Annotated in this window: 15 protein-coding genes, 1 tRNA gene and 1 pseudogene; 11 read left to right on the forward strand and 6 right to left on the reverse strand. The window is 39.2% G+C overall.

The window, feature by feature from the left end; translation table 11 throughout:
• Nucleotides 1–2: 2 nt before the first annotated feature.
• From xseA to ACSAMO_RS10845, 5 genes are read left to right on the forward strand one after another with little or no spacing between them, the layout of a single operon-like run.
• Entirely contained in the window at nucleotides 3–1,187 is a 1,185-nt protein-coding gene (gene xseA, locus ACSAMO_RS10825; RefSeq protein WP_412598996.1) for an exodeoxyribonuclease VII large subunit, read from the forward strand.
• A gap of 2 nt (nucleotides 1,188–1,189) precedes the next feature.
• On the forward strand, nucleotides 1,190–1,420 hold the full coding sequence (gene xseB / locus ACSAMO_RS10830; RefSeq protein WP_022230385.1) for an exodeoxyribonuclease VII small subunit: 231 nt from the start codon (nucleotides 1,190–1,192) through the stop codon (nucleotides 1,418–1,420).
• Entirely contained in the window at nucleotides 1,413–2,297 is an 885-nt protein-coding gene (locus tag ACSAMO_RS10835; RefSeq protein ID WP_412598997.1) for a polyprenyl synthetase family protein, read from the forward strand. Before xseB ends, ACSAMO_RS10835 begins: the two co-directional genes overlap by 8 nt.
• Nucleotides 2,298–2,309: 12 nt before the next feature.
• Complete coding sequence (locus tag ACSAMO_RS10840) at nucleotides 2,310–2,756, forward strand: divergent PAP2 family protein (RefSeq protein WP_022230387.1); 447 nt, start codon at nucleotides 2,310–2,312, stop codon at nucleotides 2,754–2,756.
• A complete protein-coding gene (locus tag ACSAMO_RS10845; protein ID WP_337600107.1) occupies nucleotides 2,756–3,205 on the forward strand; it encodes a YaiI/YqxD family protein in 450 nt (149 codons plus the stop codon). The genes ACSAMO_RS10840 and ACSAMO_RS10845 overlap by 1 nt, the downstream gene beginning before the upstream one ends.
• 81 nt (nucleotides 3,206–3,286) lie before the next feature.
• Here the strand turns inward: ACSAMO_RS10845 and ACSAMO_RS10850 are convergent.
• Nucleotides 3,287–3,363: transfer RNA gene (locus tag ACSAMO_RS10850), tRNA-Asp, on the reverse strand.
• 178 nt (nucleotides 3,364–3,541) lie between these two features.
• Here ACSAMO_RS10850 and mgtE point away from each other — a divergent pair.
• Complete coding sequence (mgtE, locus tag ACSAMO_RS10855; RefSeq protein WP_337600102.1) at nucleotides 3,542–4,882, forward strand: magnesium transporter; 1,341 nt, start codon at nucleotides 3,542–3,544, stop codon at nucleotides 4,880–4,882.
• A 168-nt stretch (nucleotides 4,883–5,050) separates the two neighbouring features.
• Complete coding sequence (locus ACSAMO_RS10860) at nucleotides 5,051–6,232, forward strand: iron-containing alcohol dehydrogenase (protein ID WP_499209303.1); 1,182 nt, start codon at nucleotides 5,051–5,053, stop codon at nucleotides 6,230–6,232.
• 94 nt (nucleotides 6,233–6,326) lie between these two features.
• Here the strand turns inward: ACSAMO_RS10860 and metK are convergent, their stop codons facing one another.
• The 3 genes and pseudogenes from metK to ACSAMO_RS10875 all read right to left on the reverse strand — a co-directional run.
• Nucleotides 6,327–7,511, reverse strand: a complete 1,185-nt coding sequence (gene metK / locus ACSAMO_RS10865) for a methionine adenosyltransferase (RefSeq protein WP_147513522.1) — start codon at nucleotides 7,509–7,511, stop codon at nucleotides 6,327–6,329.
• Between the two features lie 91 nt (nucleotides 7,512–7,602).
• Nucleotides 7,603–8,952 carry a germination protein YpeB gene (gene ypeB, locus ACSAMO_RS10870; RefSeq protein ID WP_308456384.1) on the reverse strand — a complete coding sequence of 450 codons (1,350 nt, stop codon included), beginning with the start codon at nucleotides 8,950–8,952 and terminating at the stop codon, nucleotides 7,603–7,605.
• A 21-nt stretch (nucleotides 8,953–8,973) separates the two neighbouring features.
• Nucleotides 8,974–9,318: pseudogene (locus ACSAMO_RS10875) on the reverse strand (cell wall hydrolase); the annotation flags it as partial.
• Nucleotides 9,319–9,547: 229 nt separating this feature from the next.
• Here ACSAMO_RS10875 and spoIIR point away from each other — a divergent pair.
• Complete coding sequence (spoIIR, locus tag ACSAMO_RS10880; RefSeq protein WP_412644484.1) at nucleotides 9,548–10,168, forward strand: stage II sporulation protein R; 621 nt, start codon at nucleotides 9,548–9,550, stop codon at nucleotides 10,166–10,168.
• Between the two features lie 74 nt (nucleotides 10,169–10,242).
• Here the strand turns inward: spoIIR and ACSAMO_RS10885 are convergent, their stop codons facing one another.
• Nucleotides 10,243–10,434, reverse strand: a complete 192-nt coding sequence (locus tag ACSAMO_RS10885; protein ID WP_022230400.1) for an alpha/beta-type small acid-soluble spore protein — start codon at nucleotides 10,432–10,434, stop codon at nucleotides 10,243–10,245.
• Between the two features lie 200 nt (nucleotides 10,435–10,634).
• Between ACSAMO_RS10885 and ACSAMO_RS10890 the strand changes: the two genes are divergently transcribed.
• Entirely contained in the window at nucleotides 10,635–11,900 is a 1,266-nt protein-coding gene (locus ACSAMO_RS10890) for a chloride channel protein (protein ID WP_412579048.1), read from the forward strand.
• Between the two features lie 26 nt (nucleotides 11,901–11,926).
• A complete protein-coding gene (locus tag ACSAMO_RS10895; RefSeq protein WP_308456387.1) occupies nucleotides 11,927–12,826 on the forward strand; it encodes a putative ABC transporter permease in 900 nt (299 codons plus the stop codon).
• Nucleotides 12,827–12,866: 40 nt separating this feature from the next.
• Here ACSAMO_RS10895 and ACSAMO_RS10900 read toward each other — a convergent pair whose 3' ends face one another.
• Nucleotides 12,867–14,114 (reverse strand): hypothetical protein, encoded by a 1,248-nt coding sequence (locus ACSAMO_RS10900; protein ID WP_412579046.1) that lies wholly within the window; start codon nucleotides 14,112–14,114, stop codon nucleotides 12,867–12,869.
• Nucleotides 14,115–14,322: 208 nt separating this feature from the next.
• Here ACSAMO_RS10900 and argC point away from each other — a divergent pair, with 208 nt between their 5' ends.
• Nucleotides 14,323–15,360 carry an N-acetyl-gamma-glutamyl-phosphate reductase gene (argC, locus tag ACSAMO_RS10905; RefSeq protein WP_147513528.1) on the forward strand — a complete coding sequence of 346 codons (1,038 nt, stop codon included), beginning with the start codon at nucleotides 14,323–14,325 and terminating at the stop codon, nucleotides 15,358–15,360.
• The last annotated feature ends 8 nt before the right edge of the window (nucleotides 15,361–15,368 follow it).

The raw sequence follows: 15,368 nt of genomic DNA on the forward strand, positions 1-15,368 counted from the left end.
GCTTGGAACCTAAAATTGCTACCGTTTCACAGATAAACGGTTATGTAAAGAAAATACTTGACCATAATATAATACTTAATAATGTTTGGATAAAGGGCGAAATATCGAATTTTAAACATCATTATTCCGGACATCTTTATATAACGCTTAAAGACGAGGGCGGAGTGCTTAAAGCGGTAATGTTCAGAGGCAGTGCGCAGTCGCTTAACTTTGAACCGAGCGACGGTATGAAAGTCCTTGCACGAGGAAGAATAAGTGTGTATGAAGCAGGCGGTTCGTATCAGCTTTATATAGAGGAAATGATACCCGACGGCGTGGGTGAACTTTATATTGCATACGAACAATTAAAAAAACAGCTTGAAGAAGAAGGTCTTTTCCGTCCCGAATACAAAAAGCCTATTCCGAAATTCCCTAAACGTGTCGGAGTTGTTACCGCTTCGACAGGTGCGGCGGTAAGGGATATTATAAATGTTATAACAAGACGTTATCCTATGGCTGAAATTGTGATATATCCTGCACAGGTACAGGGTGTCGGTGCGGCGGAAAGCGTTGTTAAAGCGATTGAATACTTTAACGCAACAAATGAGGTTGATACGCTTATTGTCGGACGCGGAGGCGGCAGTATAGAGGACTTGTGGGCATTTAATGAGGAAATAACCGCAAGGGCTATATTTAATTCAAAAATACCGATTATATCGGCTGTCGGACACGAAACAGATTTTACGATTGCCGATTTCGTTGCGGATTTGAGAGCGCCTACTCCGTCAGCGGCGGCAGAAATAGCAGTACCGTCAATGATTGAACTCAGAAACAGAATAGATACCGATAAAAACCGTATTTCTCAAAATATAGTCAAGCGTATCGAAAGCTGTAAATTGCTTTTAAAACGATTTAAAATGCGTACTCCTAAGGATAGGATTGACGATTATTATTTGAAGATAGATTCGCTTGTTAAATCTATGGATAACTGCATTAAAATGAAAACTATGTCGCTAAGACGTCAGCTTGCGGAACAGGCGGCAAAACTTGACGCGTTAAGTCCTCTGCAAACTCTTTCAAGAGGATATTCGATTCCGACAAAAGAGGACGGAACTGTTATAAGAAGTGCGAATGATATGGAAAAGGGTATGGAATTTACGCTTAGAATGAAAGACGGACAGACAAATTGTGTAGTAAAGGGAGAATAGATATGGCAAAGACATTTGAACAGTCAATAGCTGAACTTGAAGAAATTGTTGAACAGCTTGAAAACGGTGACGTAACTCTTGACGAGTCGCTCGGACTTTTTGAAAAGGGAATAAAGTTATCGAAAAGCTGTCAGAAAATGCTTGATACGGCAGAAAAGAAAGTTTCTATACTGATGACAAATGATGACGGAGAAATAGTAAAAGAGGACTTTACAGGTGCGGACAATGAATAATATAAAGGAATTGCTGAAAGAGCAGATTGAATTTACAGACGGTTATCTTGATAAGTACCTTGCCGAAAAAGACAATCCGCAGAATATTATATACAAGGCAATGCGATACAGTGTTTTTGCGGGCGGTAAAAGACTTCGTCCGATACTTATGATGAATACTTGTAAAATGTGCGGCGGTGATGTGAATGAGGTTATTCCGTTTGCGTGTGCACTTGAAATGATACACACATATTCGCTTATTCACGACGATTTGCCCGCAATGGATAATGACGATTTACGACGCGGTATGCCGACCAGTCATATTAAATTCGGTGAGGCAACCGCTATTTTGGCAGGTGACGCACTTTTGAATAAGGCATTTGAAGTTGTGTCGCAGTACAACGGCAACAATCCTCAAAGGGCGATTAAAGCAATGAATATGCTCGCCGTATCGTCAGGTACAGAGGGTATGATAGGCGGTCAGATTGTCGATATGGAGAGTGAGGGCAAGGATATTACCCTTGATGAACTTAAATATCTTCACCTTAACAAGACTGGCGCAATTATAAGAAGTGCCTGTACAGTCGGCGCGTTGATGGGCGGTGCGAGTGACGGAGAAATAAAAGCTGTTGATGAATTTGCTCAAAATCTAGGTGTTGCGTTTCAGATACAGGACGATATTCTTGACGTTACAGGCGATGAAAAAGAGCTTGGTAAGCCTATCGGCTCGGATGCGGAAGAAAACAAAAATACATATGTAAAGCTTGTAGGGTTGGAAAAGTCAAAGGAATTGGCAAAGGAATATTCGGAAAAAGCAAAGAAGTCACTTGAAATGTTCGGTGAAAAAGCGGAATTTCTTATAAATCTTACAGATTACTTAATTGATAGAAAATTCTAAAGGAGATAGTTAATGTCATATTTACAACAGCTTATTTCAAATTCGGTGCTTATAACGGCTCTTATAGGTTGGTTTGCGGCACAGGTACTAAAGATGATACTCGTTTGGGATAAAAAGAAGTTTGATTTTAAGAGAATAATCGGTTCGGGCGGTATGCCGAGTTCACATTCATCTTTTGTAATGGCACTTACAATGTCTATCGGCTTTACGCAAGGCTTTGACAGTGTGGCTTTTGCAATATCGGCGGTTATGTCGTTTGTGGTTATGTATGATGCGGCAGGTGTCAGAAGAAGTGCAGGTCAGCAGGCTGCTATACTTAATAAATTGGTTGAGTCTGTTATGAATGCCGATTTTTCAAAAACAGAAAAACGTCTGAAAGAACTTTTGGGACATACTCCGATTGAAGTTTTTGCCGGTGCTATTTTGGGCGTAATAATTGCGATTATAAGGTATGTATGATGAAGATACTTGTTGATGCGGACGCGTGTCCTGTTAAAGAAATTATTGAAAAGGTTGCAAAACAGAAGAATATCGAAGTTGTTATGTATATTGATTCAAGTCATATTTTAAGTTCGGATTACAGTAAGATTGTAACGATAAGTAAGGGCAGGGACGCAGTTGACCTTGCACTGATAAACGACAGTGAAAAGGGTGACGTCATTGTTACACAGGATTACGGTGTTGCGTCGCTTGCACTCGGACGCAGTGCGTACGCAATCGGTAACAGCGGACTTATTTATGATAACGATAATATTGATAAACTTATGTTTGAAAGGTTTTTGGGACAGAAAGTACGCCGAGCCGGCAGAAAAGGCGGTAAGACGTTTAACCCGAAAAAGAGAACAAAAGAAGATGACGAACGGTTTGAACGAAATCTTTTGAAAATATTAAATAAAGCAACTTCGTAGCGGACGACCATTGGTCGTCCGTTTTTGTATTACGATTTAATTAACAAATAAAAAAGGAAGTACATCGTACTTCCTTTTTGTTGGCGACCCGGATGAGGCTCGAACTCACGACCTCCAGCGTGACAGGCTGGCGTTCTAACCAACTGAACTACCGGGCCAACTCTTGACTGCTTGACTATTATAACTTATATTTAGACAAATGTCAATAGTTTTTTTAAAAAAAATAAAAAAACTTTTCAAAAATATATTTTACACAAAAATCGGAATTAAAAATTGACACAAAGCAAAAATAAGGTTATACTATATATAGGACTAAAAATGATAGGAGTGATGAAAATGACAGCGTTGGCTAAGACAATCGAAACATTACTTGAAAACAAAAAATATTCATCACTTCGAGATGTACTTTCGTCAATGAATGAGGCGGATATAGCGGCAATGTTTTCAGAGGTTTCTTCGGACAGTTTACCGCTTTTATTTAGACTTTTGCCGAAAGATTTGGCGGCGGATACATTCGCACTTATGGACACCGATGAGCAAGAACTTTTGATACGCGGTTTTTCGGATAATGAAATCAAGGAAGTGTTTGATGAGCTTTACGTTGATGATGCGGCGGATATAGTTGAGGAAATGCCTGCAAATGTGGTGAAACGTATTCTTAAAAATACAGAGCCTGATATGCGTCAGATGATAAATGAGATATTGAAATATCCGGAGGACAGTGCCGGAAGTCTTATGACGACCGATTATATCAGTCTTAGACCGAAAATGACAATCAGTGACGCAATCAAACGTATAAGACGTACAATCAATGAGGCTGAAACGATTTATACTTGTTATGTCACTGATGACAACAGAAAACTGCTGGGATATTTGTCGGTAAAAAATCTTTTGCTTGCCGAGCCGAATGAAAAAGTATGCGATATAATGGATAAGACCATAATATGCGTGCATACTTTGAGCGATAAAGAGGACGTTGCAAAGGATATGAATAAATACGACTTTGTAACAATGCCTGTTGTTGACGACGAGGGCAGACTTGTCGGTATTGTAACATTTGATGACGCTATCGACGTTATGCAGGACGAGGCGACAGAGGATATCGAAAGAATGGCGGCTATCAATCCGACGGAGGAGTCGTATTTTAAAACGTCTGATTTTAAACACGCTAAAAACAGAATTTTTTGGCTGTTGATATTGATGTTGTCGGCGGCGATAACGGGAACTATTTTGACAAAATATGAGGACGCGTGTGCGGCGATACCTGCACTTGTATCGTTTATTCCTATGCTTATGAGCACGGGCGGTAACTGTGGTTCGCAAAGCTCAACAATGATAATTCGCGGAATGTCGGTTGACGAAATCAAACTGAAAGACTTCTTAAAAGTCATATTTACCGAATTCAGAATTTCGCTTGTAATATGCGTTATATTGGCAATCGTAAACGGTGTGCGAATATGGATAATGTCAGGTGATTTGCAAATTGCGACTGTGGTGAGTCTGTCGATTATATTTATAGTCATAATTTCGCAGTTTATAGGCTGTTCACTGCCTATGCTTGCAAAGCGTTGTAAGCTTGACCCCGCTGTTATGGCGGCACCGCTTATAACGACCATTGTCGATGCAACGAGTATTTTGATATTTTTCAATATCGCAACAAGATTTTTTAATTTATGATTTTGAAAAGTGTACAAAATAAACCAAGAAATTTATGCAAAAGGTAAATTTTTTGTAAAATAGGTTTAAATCATTGAAAAATTGAATATAAAGTGATATAATGTAGTTGTTAGATTGATAATAATTTAACAACTACTTTTTTCTTATTATTAGAGGAGGTTATTTATTATGGGAAGATTTACATTACCAAGAGATTTGTATTACGGAAAGGATTCACTTGAAAACCTAAAGAATATTGACGGTAAAAAAGCTATCGTCGTATCGGGCGGCAGTTCAATGCGTCGCGGCGGTTTTCTTGATAAAGTAGAAGCATATTTAAAAGAAGCAGGAATGGAAGTACAGTTGTTTGAAGGTGTTGAGCCTGACCCGTCAGTTGAAACTGTTATGAAGGGTGCAAAGGCTATGACAGATTTTCAGCCTGATGTAATCGTAGCAATCGGCGGCGGTTCACCGATTGACGCGGCTAAGGCTATGTGGGCATTCTATGAATATCCGGAGGTTACTTTTGAGCAACTCTGTACACCTTTCTCATTCCCGAAACTTCGCCAAAAGGCTAAATTTGTAGCTATTCCGTCAACATCGGGTACGGCTACTGAAGTGACTGCATTTTCGGTTATCACAGATTATGCAAAGGGTATCAAGTATCCTCTTGCAGACTTTGAGATTACACCGGACGTTGCAATCGTAGACCCACAGCTTGTTGAATCATTGCCGATAAAGCAAGTTGCATACACAGGTATGGACGCACTTACTCACGCAATCGAGGCATATGTATCAACGCTTAATTCACCGTTTACAGACCCTCTTGCAATTAAGGCAATAGAGATGGTGCTTGATTACTTACCGCAGTCGTATAAGTGCGATATGGACGCGAGAGAACAAATGCACTATGCACAATGTCTTGCAGGTCAGGCATTCTCAAATGCTTTGCTTGGTATAGTTCACTCAATGGCACATAAAACAGGTGCGGCATTCTCAACAGGTCATATTCCTCACGGATGTGCAAATGCAATTTATTTGCCGTATGTAATTAAGTACAACGCACACGAGCCAGAGGCTATGCACCGTTATGCAGATATTGCAAGACGTGTAGGACTTGGCGGAACATCTGAAAAGGCACAGGTAAATGCTCTAATCGCTAAGATTGAAGAATTTAACAGAGCTATGAATATCCCTAAGACATTGCAGGAATTCGGTGTTAAGGAAGATGAATTTAAAGAAAAATTGTCATCAATCGCCGAACTTGCAGTAGGTGATGCTTGCACAGGTTCAAACCCACGTTCAATTACTCCGGAACAGATGGAGAAATTGTTTGCTTGCACATACTACGGTACAGAAGTAGATTTCTAATGAAAAAGTTATTTGTATTACAAAAAGCACATCGTAAGATGTGCTTTTTGAGTGCATAAAAAATCCGATGGTTAATGCCATCGGATTTTATTAGTTATTTAATTGCAGCTTTCAATTCTTCAACTTTATCAAGTTTTTCCCAACTTACGCCTAAGTCTTCACGTCCCATATGACCGTAAGCGGCAAGGTTTTTGTAGATAGGCTTTCTCAAATCAAGTTGTTTGATAATTGCGTGCGGTCTTAAATCAAATACTTTTTCGATTGCCTGTTCAATCTTATCTTCATCAACTGTTGCAGTACCGAAAGTATCAACCATTATTGAAACAGGGTGTGCAACGCCGATTGCATATGCAAGCTGAACTTCGCACTTCTTTGCAAGTCCTGCCGCAACAACATTCTTTGCAACCCAACGAGATGCGTATGCGGCACTTCTGTCAACCTTTGTAGGGTCTTTACCCGAAAAAGCACCGCCGCCGTGTCTTGCATAACCGCCGTATGTGTCAACGATAAGTTTTCTTCCTGTTAAACCGCTGTCACCGTTAGGTCCGCCGACAACAAATCTGCCTGTCGGATTGATATAAAACTTAGTGTTTTCATCGATAAGTTCAGCCGGAACAGTTGTTAAAATAACTTCTCTCTTAATATCTTCACGAAGTTTTTGAATATCAACATCAGGAGAATGCTGGCTTGATACAACAACTGCGTCAACTCTTACAGGCTTATCGTCATCATATTCAACAGTAACTTGAGTTTTGCCGTCAGGGCGAAGATAATCAAGGATACCGTCTTTTCTTACTTGTGTAAGTTTCTTTGCCATTTTGTGTGCAAGAGAAATCGGCATTGGCATAAATTCGGGTGTTTCGTCACAAGCGTAACCGAACATCATACCCTGGTCGCCGGCACCTGTTGAATTTTCGTTGTCATTACCGCCTTGTTCACGGTTTTCATAACCGTCATTAACGCCTTGCGCAATATCAGGCGACTGTTCGTCAATAGCCGTAACAACGGCACAAGTTGTACCGTCAAAGCCATATTTAGCTCTGTCATAGCCGATGTCAAGAACAACCTGTCTTGCAACCTTAGGGAAATCAACATAGCAAGATGTTGTAATTTCACCCATAATTGAGATTATACCCGTTGTACAAGTAGTTTCGCAAGCGACTCTTGCCATCGGATCTTCTTTTAGTATTTCATCAAGAATTGCGTCAGAAATTTGGTCACAGATTTTATCGGGATGACCTTCTGTTACAGATTCCGAAGTAAATAATCTTTTACTCATTGGTTTTATTTCCTTTCCTATATTTACAATGTACCTATAATATACTATTATATATTGTATCGTAAATACACGAAAAAGTCAATATATTAAATTATACTGTCAAAATTCCTTCTTCCGATTCGATAAGCAGGAATATTTCTTCTTCACGACCGTTTTCGGCATTGACATAGATTAAAAAGTTTTTGCCGTTAAAAGCACCCTTAAATTCATAGCAAAGCACTTCTCTCATACTGTCCTTCGGAACAAGAGCAAGTTTTGTTGCGGTCACGTCAAGTCCTGTGGATATTTTTGATTTTGCGTCATCAACGGAAAGTGCAGGGGCTGATAAGTTTCTCTCTGCGTGATTCATAATATATCCGTTTGTTTCAAGACCTACAATTTCACCTGTATCGAGTGCAACACGAACTTTTACAAGGTCACTGTAACACGTTACGTTGTCCTGTACATATGCAAAGTTTATCGTTGCGATACCGCCTGATTTTTCATAATAACTGCTCTGCATACTGTAAAAACCGTTTTTCTGCAAAAATTCAGCCGCTTTGTCTGTTGCGGAATTAATGTCAAGACGTTCGCCGTCAATATTTCTGCTGTTCAGATATGAAAGAATATATCCGCCGTCTTTTGTTATACTTATTGAAATTTGATTTGAGTCGGTGTTTTTCACAAATGTGTATGACGGTATTGCGGTATTTTCCGAAAGACTTTCAAAAGCCAATCCTTTTGTACCGACAAATTTCTCAGCTGTGTTCAGTGCGTCCTCTTGTGAAATTGTGTGTGCGTTTTTCAAAAGTGCAGGCTCTCTGTTTTCAATATGCTCCGAGAACGGACCGTCATATATAAGTGACGGATATTCGTCAAACGATTTTTCTACGTTAGCCAAATCGTCAAGTACGTTTGAATCTGCCGCGTCTGCGACCGTTCCGCGCTGTCTTGTCCTTGACTGTGAAATGCGTACTTCTCCGTTGTAAATTTTTGTTTCTATTTCCGAAAGTGTATTTTTTAGTGTTGCGGCATATTCGTTCATTGACGCAAGATTGTCATATTCTTCTTGTGAAATTTCTTCACCGTTAATCATTGATTGCGAAAGCACATAGGTGTAATCGCCGACTTGTGAAAGAAATTTTGACGTGTTGTCAAGCTGTACCTCTGATGTGGGAAGCTGACCAAGACATGACTTTGCCTCTGCACTTTGTCGGAAAATATCGCTTGAAAGTTTTGCAAGCTGTGCGGGACTTTTTGTAAGCTGTGTTTTGCTCAAAAGAGTGTCTATATCGTCAACATAACCGACAAGCTCGTGGAACGCTCTGTTGTATTGATTTTCTGTGGTGACTTCAAGTGCTTTTGCATTTTTCGTTGCGGTAGCACCCCATATGACTGCGGCGATTATTCCTACAATAAGTATTGTATACAGCCAAACGTGTATGCTTTTTTTTCTCTCCATATTATTTTCCTCTCTCTCATATTATTTGCAAAATCTGTGTTTGCCGATGGTTTTTATAAGCGGTCTTGACCAAATCCAAGCATTTGTGGCGGTGTCGGGATTAAAATAGTATATCGCACCGCCGGACGGATCCCAACCGTTTAAAGCGTCATTGCAGGCTTTGTAAACCGTAGAATTTTCGTCGATAGGAACATTTATCTGTCCGTCACTGACCGCCGTAAATGCACCGGGCTGATAGATAACACCCGAAATTGTGTTAGGAAATGACGAATGACGTACACGATTTAAAATAACTGCCGCAACGGCAACTTGTCCTTCGTAAGGCTCGCCGCGTGCCTCGCCGTTTACCGCTCTTGCCAAAAGCTGTTTTTCGTTTGATGAGGCACTTACCGCATATGCGTTGTTTTCGTTAGTGTAATAAATGACGCCGCAAGTTATCAATGCAAATGCCAGAACGACAGATATTAATTTTTTCATATTACTTCCTCCTTGTGATTTTTCTTTAGTATTTCCATAAAATCGTAATAAATATGTATGCGAGATGAAAAATAGGTTAATAATTTCAATACAAGATTAAATCAGTGAGGTATGAATTATGAATAAGATAATAGCGGTATTTTTGGTGGCACTTTGTATGACGGTTTGTGTAACTGCATATTCGGACGGTGTACAGGCGGATTTGCAGGATAACTTGATAAGATTACATATTATCGCGGACAGTGACGATGATAACGACCAAGCAGTTAAATTAAAGGTGCGTGACGCAATTTTAAAAAATGTCGGCGACAGACTATCAAAAACGGACAAAAACGAATGTCGCGATGAGATAATAAATGATTTGAATGAATTTGAAGATATAGCGAATGACGTACTTCGCGAAAACGGTTTTTCATATACGGCACACGCCGAATACGGTAAATTTGAATTTCCCGAAAAAACATATAAGTCAATGGTTTTGCCGGCGGGCGAATATTACGGCGTAAGGATTGTTCTCGGCAGCGGTGAAGGACATAATTGGTGGTGCGTTATGTATCCGCCGTTGTGCTTTAAAGAGGGTGAGGAAGTTCGGCTCAGTAAAGAAAGCGAAAAAATTCTTCGCGAAAAACTTGATAAAGATACTTACGATATAATTACCAAAAACGATAAAGAAGTTGTTGTTAAATTTAAGTTGGTTGAAATAGTTCAGGAAATAAAGCAAAAGATAAACGGTGATTAAAAATGATTTTCATTTTTAATCACCGTTTTTGTGATTTGATTAAATTATGATAGTAAGTTTACTTTCAGAATGTCTTATTTCATTCTGCTTTCGTAATCAGCTATCATCTTTTTAACCATTTGACCGCCGATACTTCCGGCTTGCTTTGCTGTAAGGTCACCGTTGTAACCTTGCTTTAGGTTTACGCCTACTTCGTTAGCTGCTTCCATTTTGAACTGTTCCATAGCTTGCTTTGCCTCAGGAACTTGAATCTTGTTTTTACTCATTTTGTTTCCCTCCTTAAAACCAAAGTCTTAATCTATTTAAAATTTTGTGTCGAATTGTATCGACTACACTAATATTTTGTACATTGATGAAAATTATATTCAAAAATTTTATTAGTAATATTTAGAATATAAATATGTTGAAAAAAACGGCGTAAAATGATATAATTTAATATATTATAAAAAGAAACAGGGAGATAAATATGATAAAGGATATAGCGATTGAAAAAATGAAATCTGCGTCAAATTACGTTATTACGTTTTTGAAATGGGCGTTGATTTCAATAATAATCGGAGTGGTCGGTGGGTGCGTCGGCGCGTTGTTTCATATGAGTGTAAATTATGCGAATATTATTTTTACAATGCACGATTGGTTTGTACTGTTTCTTCCGATAGGCGGTATTATAATCGTGGCAATGTACAAAGCGTGTAAAATGCTTGAAAACAAGGGTACGGACAGTATTATTTCGTCAATAAGAAATGATGAAAAAGTACCTATTTCACTTGCACCGCTTATATTTGTAAGTACGGTTATAACGCATCTTTGCGGCGGCAGTGCCGGCAGAGAAGGTGCGGCACTTCAGCTTGGCGGAAGTATAGGAAGCAATATCGGCAGGCTTTTTAAGCTTGACGAAAAAGATATGCATATGGTTGTAATGTGCGGAATGAGTGCGGTGTTTTCGGCTCTGTTCGGTACACCGATAACGGCGGCTGTGTTTGCACTCGGTGTAACAAGCGTGGGAATTATGTATTATTCGGCACTTGTACCGTGTCTTATGTCGTCACTGGCGGCATTTTTGGTTACAAGATTTGCGGGACTTGAACCGACTCAGTTCGCAATCACCGTTATTCCGCAAACAGGCGTTATAACAATTTTACAGACAATACTTATTTCAGCATTGTGTGCGGAACTGAGCATAATATTCTGTACGACAATGCACTATACGGCAAGATATTTAAAAATATGGTTTAAAAATCCATATATAAGAGTAGTTGTCGGTGCGTTGGCGATAATCGCACTTACATATTTAACAGGCTCACGAGATTATAACGGTTCGGGAATGGATATAATCGAACACGCCGTTGTCGGCGGTCACGCAAAAGGTTGGGCGTGGGCATTGAAAATCGTGTTCACCGCAATAACAATCGGTGCGGGATTTAAAGGCGGAGAGATTGTTCCGACATTCTTTATCGGTGCGACATTCGGTTGTGTTGTCGGTCATTTGTTCGGTTTAAATCCGGGATTTGCGGCGGCGATCGGAATGATTGCAATGTTCTGCGGTGTGCTTAACTGTCCGATTGCGTCGATAGTTTTAAGTATTGAATTGTTCGGCTCAAAAGGCTTTATACTTTTTGCCATTGCGGCAGGCGTGAGTTATATGTTATCGGGATATTACGGATTATACAGCAGTCAAAAGATCATGTATTCAAAGTTGAAAGCGGAATACATCAACAAAGATACCAAATAATTATTATTAATGAAAGGAACAAACAAATGATATTAGGCTATTCAATTTATGAACTTTTATGGCTGTTCTTCATTTACGCATTTTTCGGTTGGTGTATCGAAGTGGTATTTTGCGGACTGAATGAAGGTCATTTTATAAACCGCGGTTTCCTAAACGGACCTGTTTGTCCGATATACGGTGTCGGAGGTGTGATAGTTGTATTATGTCTTACGCCGATAAAAGATAATTTATTTTTACTTTTCGTAGGCTCGGCGTTGCTTACGTCAATATTGGAACTGATTACAGGTTTTGCACTCGACAAAATATTCCACGCACGTTGGTGGGATTATACGGATATGCCGTTTAACATAGGCGGTTACATATGCCTTAAATTTTCGATATATTGGGGTTTTGTGTGTATCGCGCTTATGAAAGGTATTCACCCTGTTATACTCGGATTTGTAAGATTTATACCGCATATGTTGGGACTGGTTGCAGTTGTATTTTTTGCGGCAGTGTTTGTGGCTGACGTTATTATAACCGTTATAACCATTAATAATCTTACAAAACGTGTTAAACTTATGAATGATATTGCAAAGAAAATTCATAATGTTTCCGACGAAGTCGGCGAACATATTTATGACAGTGCCAACGATATTATGAAAAAGGGCATTGAGATATACAACAGTGAAAATGTACAGGAAATTCGTGAGAATTTGGACGATATGAAAGAGAAGTACGAGCATAAGAAAGAAGAAATCAAGTCAAAGCATAAGGACGATTTGGACGAACTTAAAGCGAAGTACGATAATCTTGTTAAAGAAACGCATATATTCCAAAAACGTATTATTAAAGCATTCCCGAATTTGACATCAAGACGATACGAAGAACAGCTTGCAAAACTTAAAGAAAAAACGTGGAAATTAAAAAAGAAAAATAAAAAATAATCAAAAAATCCGATGGTTTCAAACCATCGGATTTTTGTTTTTAGTTGTTGTCACTGTAAAGGTAAACCCACAAAACTGTAAGCAAGGCTATTGCAATACCGCCGCCCAAGCATACTGCCGGCAGACGGGTTGAACTCTTTAATGATTTCTCAATCTGAATAGTCGGTTCTTTTGTAGGTTCTGAAAGACCGTCGCTGTCATCATACTTTGATGTTTTTGAAAGCTTCAGAGTACCTTTTGATTTTTTATAAAGTAAAGTGTTTCTGTCGTAATCGGCTTTTATCTGTTTAAGTTCTCTGTCCGAAAGAGGTATACAGTCCGTTCTGACCTTCAAAATCTGATAACCGTTATCAGCCATATCACTTCTGCGCAAAAGTGCATAGTTGTAATATGAACGGTCGGTAGAGAAACGAACGTAATAAATCTCGTCACCAAGATTATATGCCTCTGAAATCAGATAAAATCTGTCACCGTTCGGTTCGACGTTAAGTGCGTTTTGATATTCGTCCATAGTAGTGTAGTTTGCAATATCAAAATCGGTATAGCTTACTACATTTTTAAGAACTTCTTCAATCTGATGTTCGTCCTCATCGCTCAAACGTTCCGCAATATCCTCATATGTAACACTGTCTGCGGCTGAGTTTTTCAGCTTGTCGAAAAAGTTGCCGATATTTTGGTTATAATGAGAAACGTCAACATTTGGGTGGAAATATTCCGAACTGAAGTCCATAACACCTGTTTCCGAAAGCACTTGCGGTGCGTTTACATATTCAAATGCATCACCGTCGATAACGGTGTAATAATCCGCGTGAACAAGTTCGTCACCTTCAAACACCTTGTATGTTATATAACGTTTTTCAGCGTTTGAACCGAGAGAAAATACACCTGATTGACCAAGCGGTATTTGATTGTAATTAACGTCTAAAATAGCGATACGTTCCGCATTTTCTGTTTCTTCGTCATATTTCCAAACGTGACATGAAGCGGTAGTGTATCCGCTGTCCGCAAGGAAAATAACAAGATACGGATTTTCATTTGCGTCAAAATTTACTATATCACTGTACACAACGCCGTTAGGTATATTGTCCTCCGAAATTGAAAGAGAATCACCTGCGTTTTCGGTGTGCATTGAACTGTAAGTGTACAAATAATTATTAAGTACATAAGCATATACCGCCGCCATCTTGCCGACAGGCTCATCAGCAACAGCAGTGCTGAACGTAAGACAGGACATTAAAATTACAATCGAACAGAAAACAGATAACAACCTGAATATTCTGTTTTTCAACATCACACCCCCCTATGTTTACATAATTCTTAATATTATACATTATACAAGGAAATCTGTGACAATTCAACTTGATTTTTGTTAAGAGCATATTACAATAATGTGGCATTTTACCCTTTACAAATTTCAAAATGTGTATTATAATTAATAAGATAGTAGCAAAAAATAGGGTAGTGCCTTATTTTTTATTTGGAAGGAAGGATACGAAATGATAAAAGCGGCAGTTCTCGGAGCAACGGGATATGCAGGTATTGAGCTTGTAAGATTATTAACATCACATCCGGAGGTAAGTATTGAAATACTCGGTTCGCACAGTTTTGCGGGACAGAAGATAAGTGATGTTTATAAGAACTTCAATCATGTACTTGAAAAGGAATGTGAAGAACTTGACCTTGATAAGGTCGGTGCTTGTGATGTGGCATTTACCGCACTTCCGCACGGTGCGTCAAAATCGGTAATTCCGTCATTACTTGAAAAAGGTCTTAAAGTTATCGACCTTAGCGGTGATTACAGATATGATGATGCGGCAGTGTATGAAAAGTGGTACGGTGAAAAACATTCATCACCGGAACTTTTAAAGGAGTCTGTTTACGGACTTCCCGAACTTCACAGAGATAAGATTAAGAATGCAAGACTTATCGGTAACCCCGGCTGTTACACAACTTGTTCAATACTCGGAACAGTTCCGCTTTTGGCAAATAAAATTGCTGAAACAAAGAATATTATTGTTGATGCAAAATCCGGTGTTACAGGTGCAGGACGCGGTCTTAAACTTCAAAACAGTTTCTGCGAATGTACTGAAAATATGAAAGCGTATAAGGTAGCAACTCACCGTCATACTTCTGAAATTGAGCAGGAGCTTAGCAATGTTGCCGGTGAAGAAATAATGATTTCGTTTACGCCACACCTTATTCCGCAAAAACGCGGAATACTTTCGACAATCTATGTAAATCTAAACAGAAAGTCAAGTGCGGAAGAACTGACGGAAATGTACAAGGAATTTTATAAAGACGAATTTTTTGTAAGAGTTAAGGAAGTGGGCGACTTGCCAGAAACAAAACACGTTGCAGGTTCAAACTTCGTTGATATAGGCGTGTGCTATGATGAAAGACTTCAAAGAGCCGTAGTCGTATCGTCACTTGACAATATTGTAAAGGGTGCTGCGGGACAAGCCGTTCAGAATATGAACTTATTATTCGGCTTGGACGAAAAGACAGCCCTTACAAATCCGGGATTTTATTTATAATAGAGGGT

The organism is Ructibacterium sp. SJQ-7, from assembly GCF_054696575.1.

What these genes read in the sequence shown, in the direction of transcription:
- xseB (WP_022230385.1), top strand. Translation starts at nt 1,190, where the DNA reads ATGGCAAAGACATTTGAACAGTCAATAGCTGAACTTGAAGAAATTGTT.
- ACSAMO_RS10835 (WP_412598997.1), top strand. Translation starts at nt 1,413, where the DNA reads ATGAATAATATAAAGGAATTGCTGAAAGAGCAGATTGAATTTACAGAC.
- ACSAMO_RS10840 (WP_022230387.1), top strand. Translation starts at nt 2,310, where the DNA reads ATGTCATATTTACAACAGCTTATTTCAAATTCGGTGCTTATAACGGCT.
- ACSAMO_RS10845 (WP_337600107.1), top strand. Translation starts at nt 2,756, where the DNA reads ATGAAGATACTTGTTGATGCGGACGCGTGTCCTGTTAAAGAAATTATT.
- mgtE (WP_337600102.1), top strand. Translation starts at nt 3,542, where the DNA reads ATGACAGCGTTGGCTAAGACAATCGAAACATTACTTGAAAACAAAAAA.
- ACSAMO_RS10860 (WP_499209303.1), top strand. Translation starts at nt 5,051, where the DNA reads ATGGGAAGATTTACATTACCAAGAGATTTGTATTACGGAAAGGATTCA.
- metK (WP_147513522.1), bottom strand. Translation starts at nt 7,511, where the DNA reads ATGAGTAAAAGATTATTTACTTCGGAATCTGTAACAGAAGGTCATCCC.
- ypeB (WP_308456384.1), bottom strand. Translation starts at nt 8,952, where the DNA reads ATGGAGAGAAAAAAAAGCATACACGTTTGGCTGTATACAATACTTATT.
- spoIIR (WP_412644484.1), top strand. Translation starts at nt 9,548, where the DNA reads ATGAATAAGATAATAGCGGTATTTTTGGTGGCACTTTGTATGACGGTT.
- ACSAMO_RS10885 (WP_022230400.1), bottom strand. Translation starts at nt 10,434, where the DNA reads ATGAGTAAAAACAAGATTCAAGTTCCTGAGGCAAAGCAAGCTATGGAA.
- ACSAMO_RS10890 (WP_412579048.1), top strand. Translation starts at nt 10,635, where the DNA reads ATGATAAAGGATATAGCGATTGAAAAAATGAAATCTGCGTCAAATTAC.
- ACSAMO_RS10895 (WP_308456387.1), top strand. Translation starts at nt 11,927, where the DNA reads ATGATATTAGGCTATTCAATTTATGAACTTTTATGGCTGTTCTTCATT.
- argC (WP_147513528.1), top strand. Translation starts at nt 14,323, where the DNA reads ATGATAAAAGCGGCAGTTCTCGGAGCAACGGGATATGCAGGTATTGAG.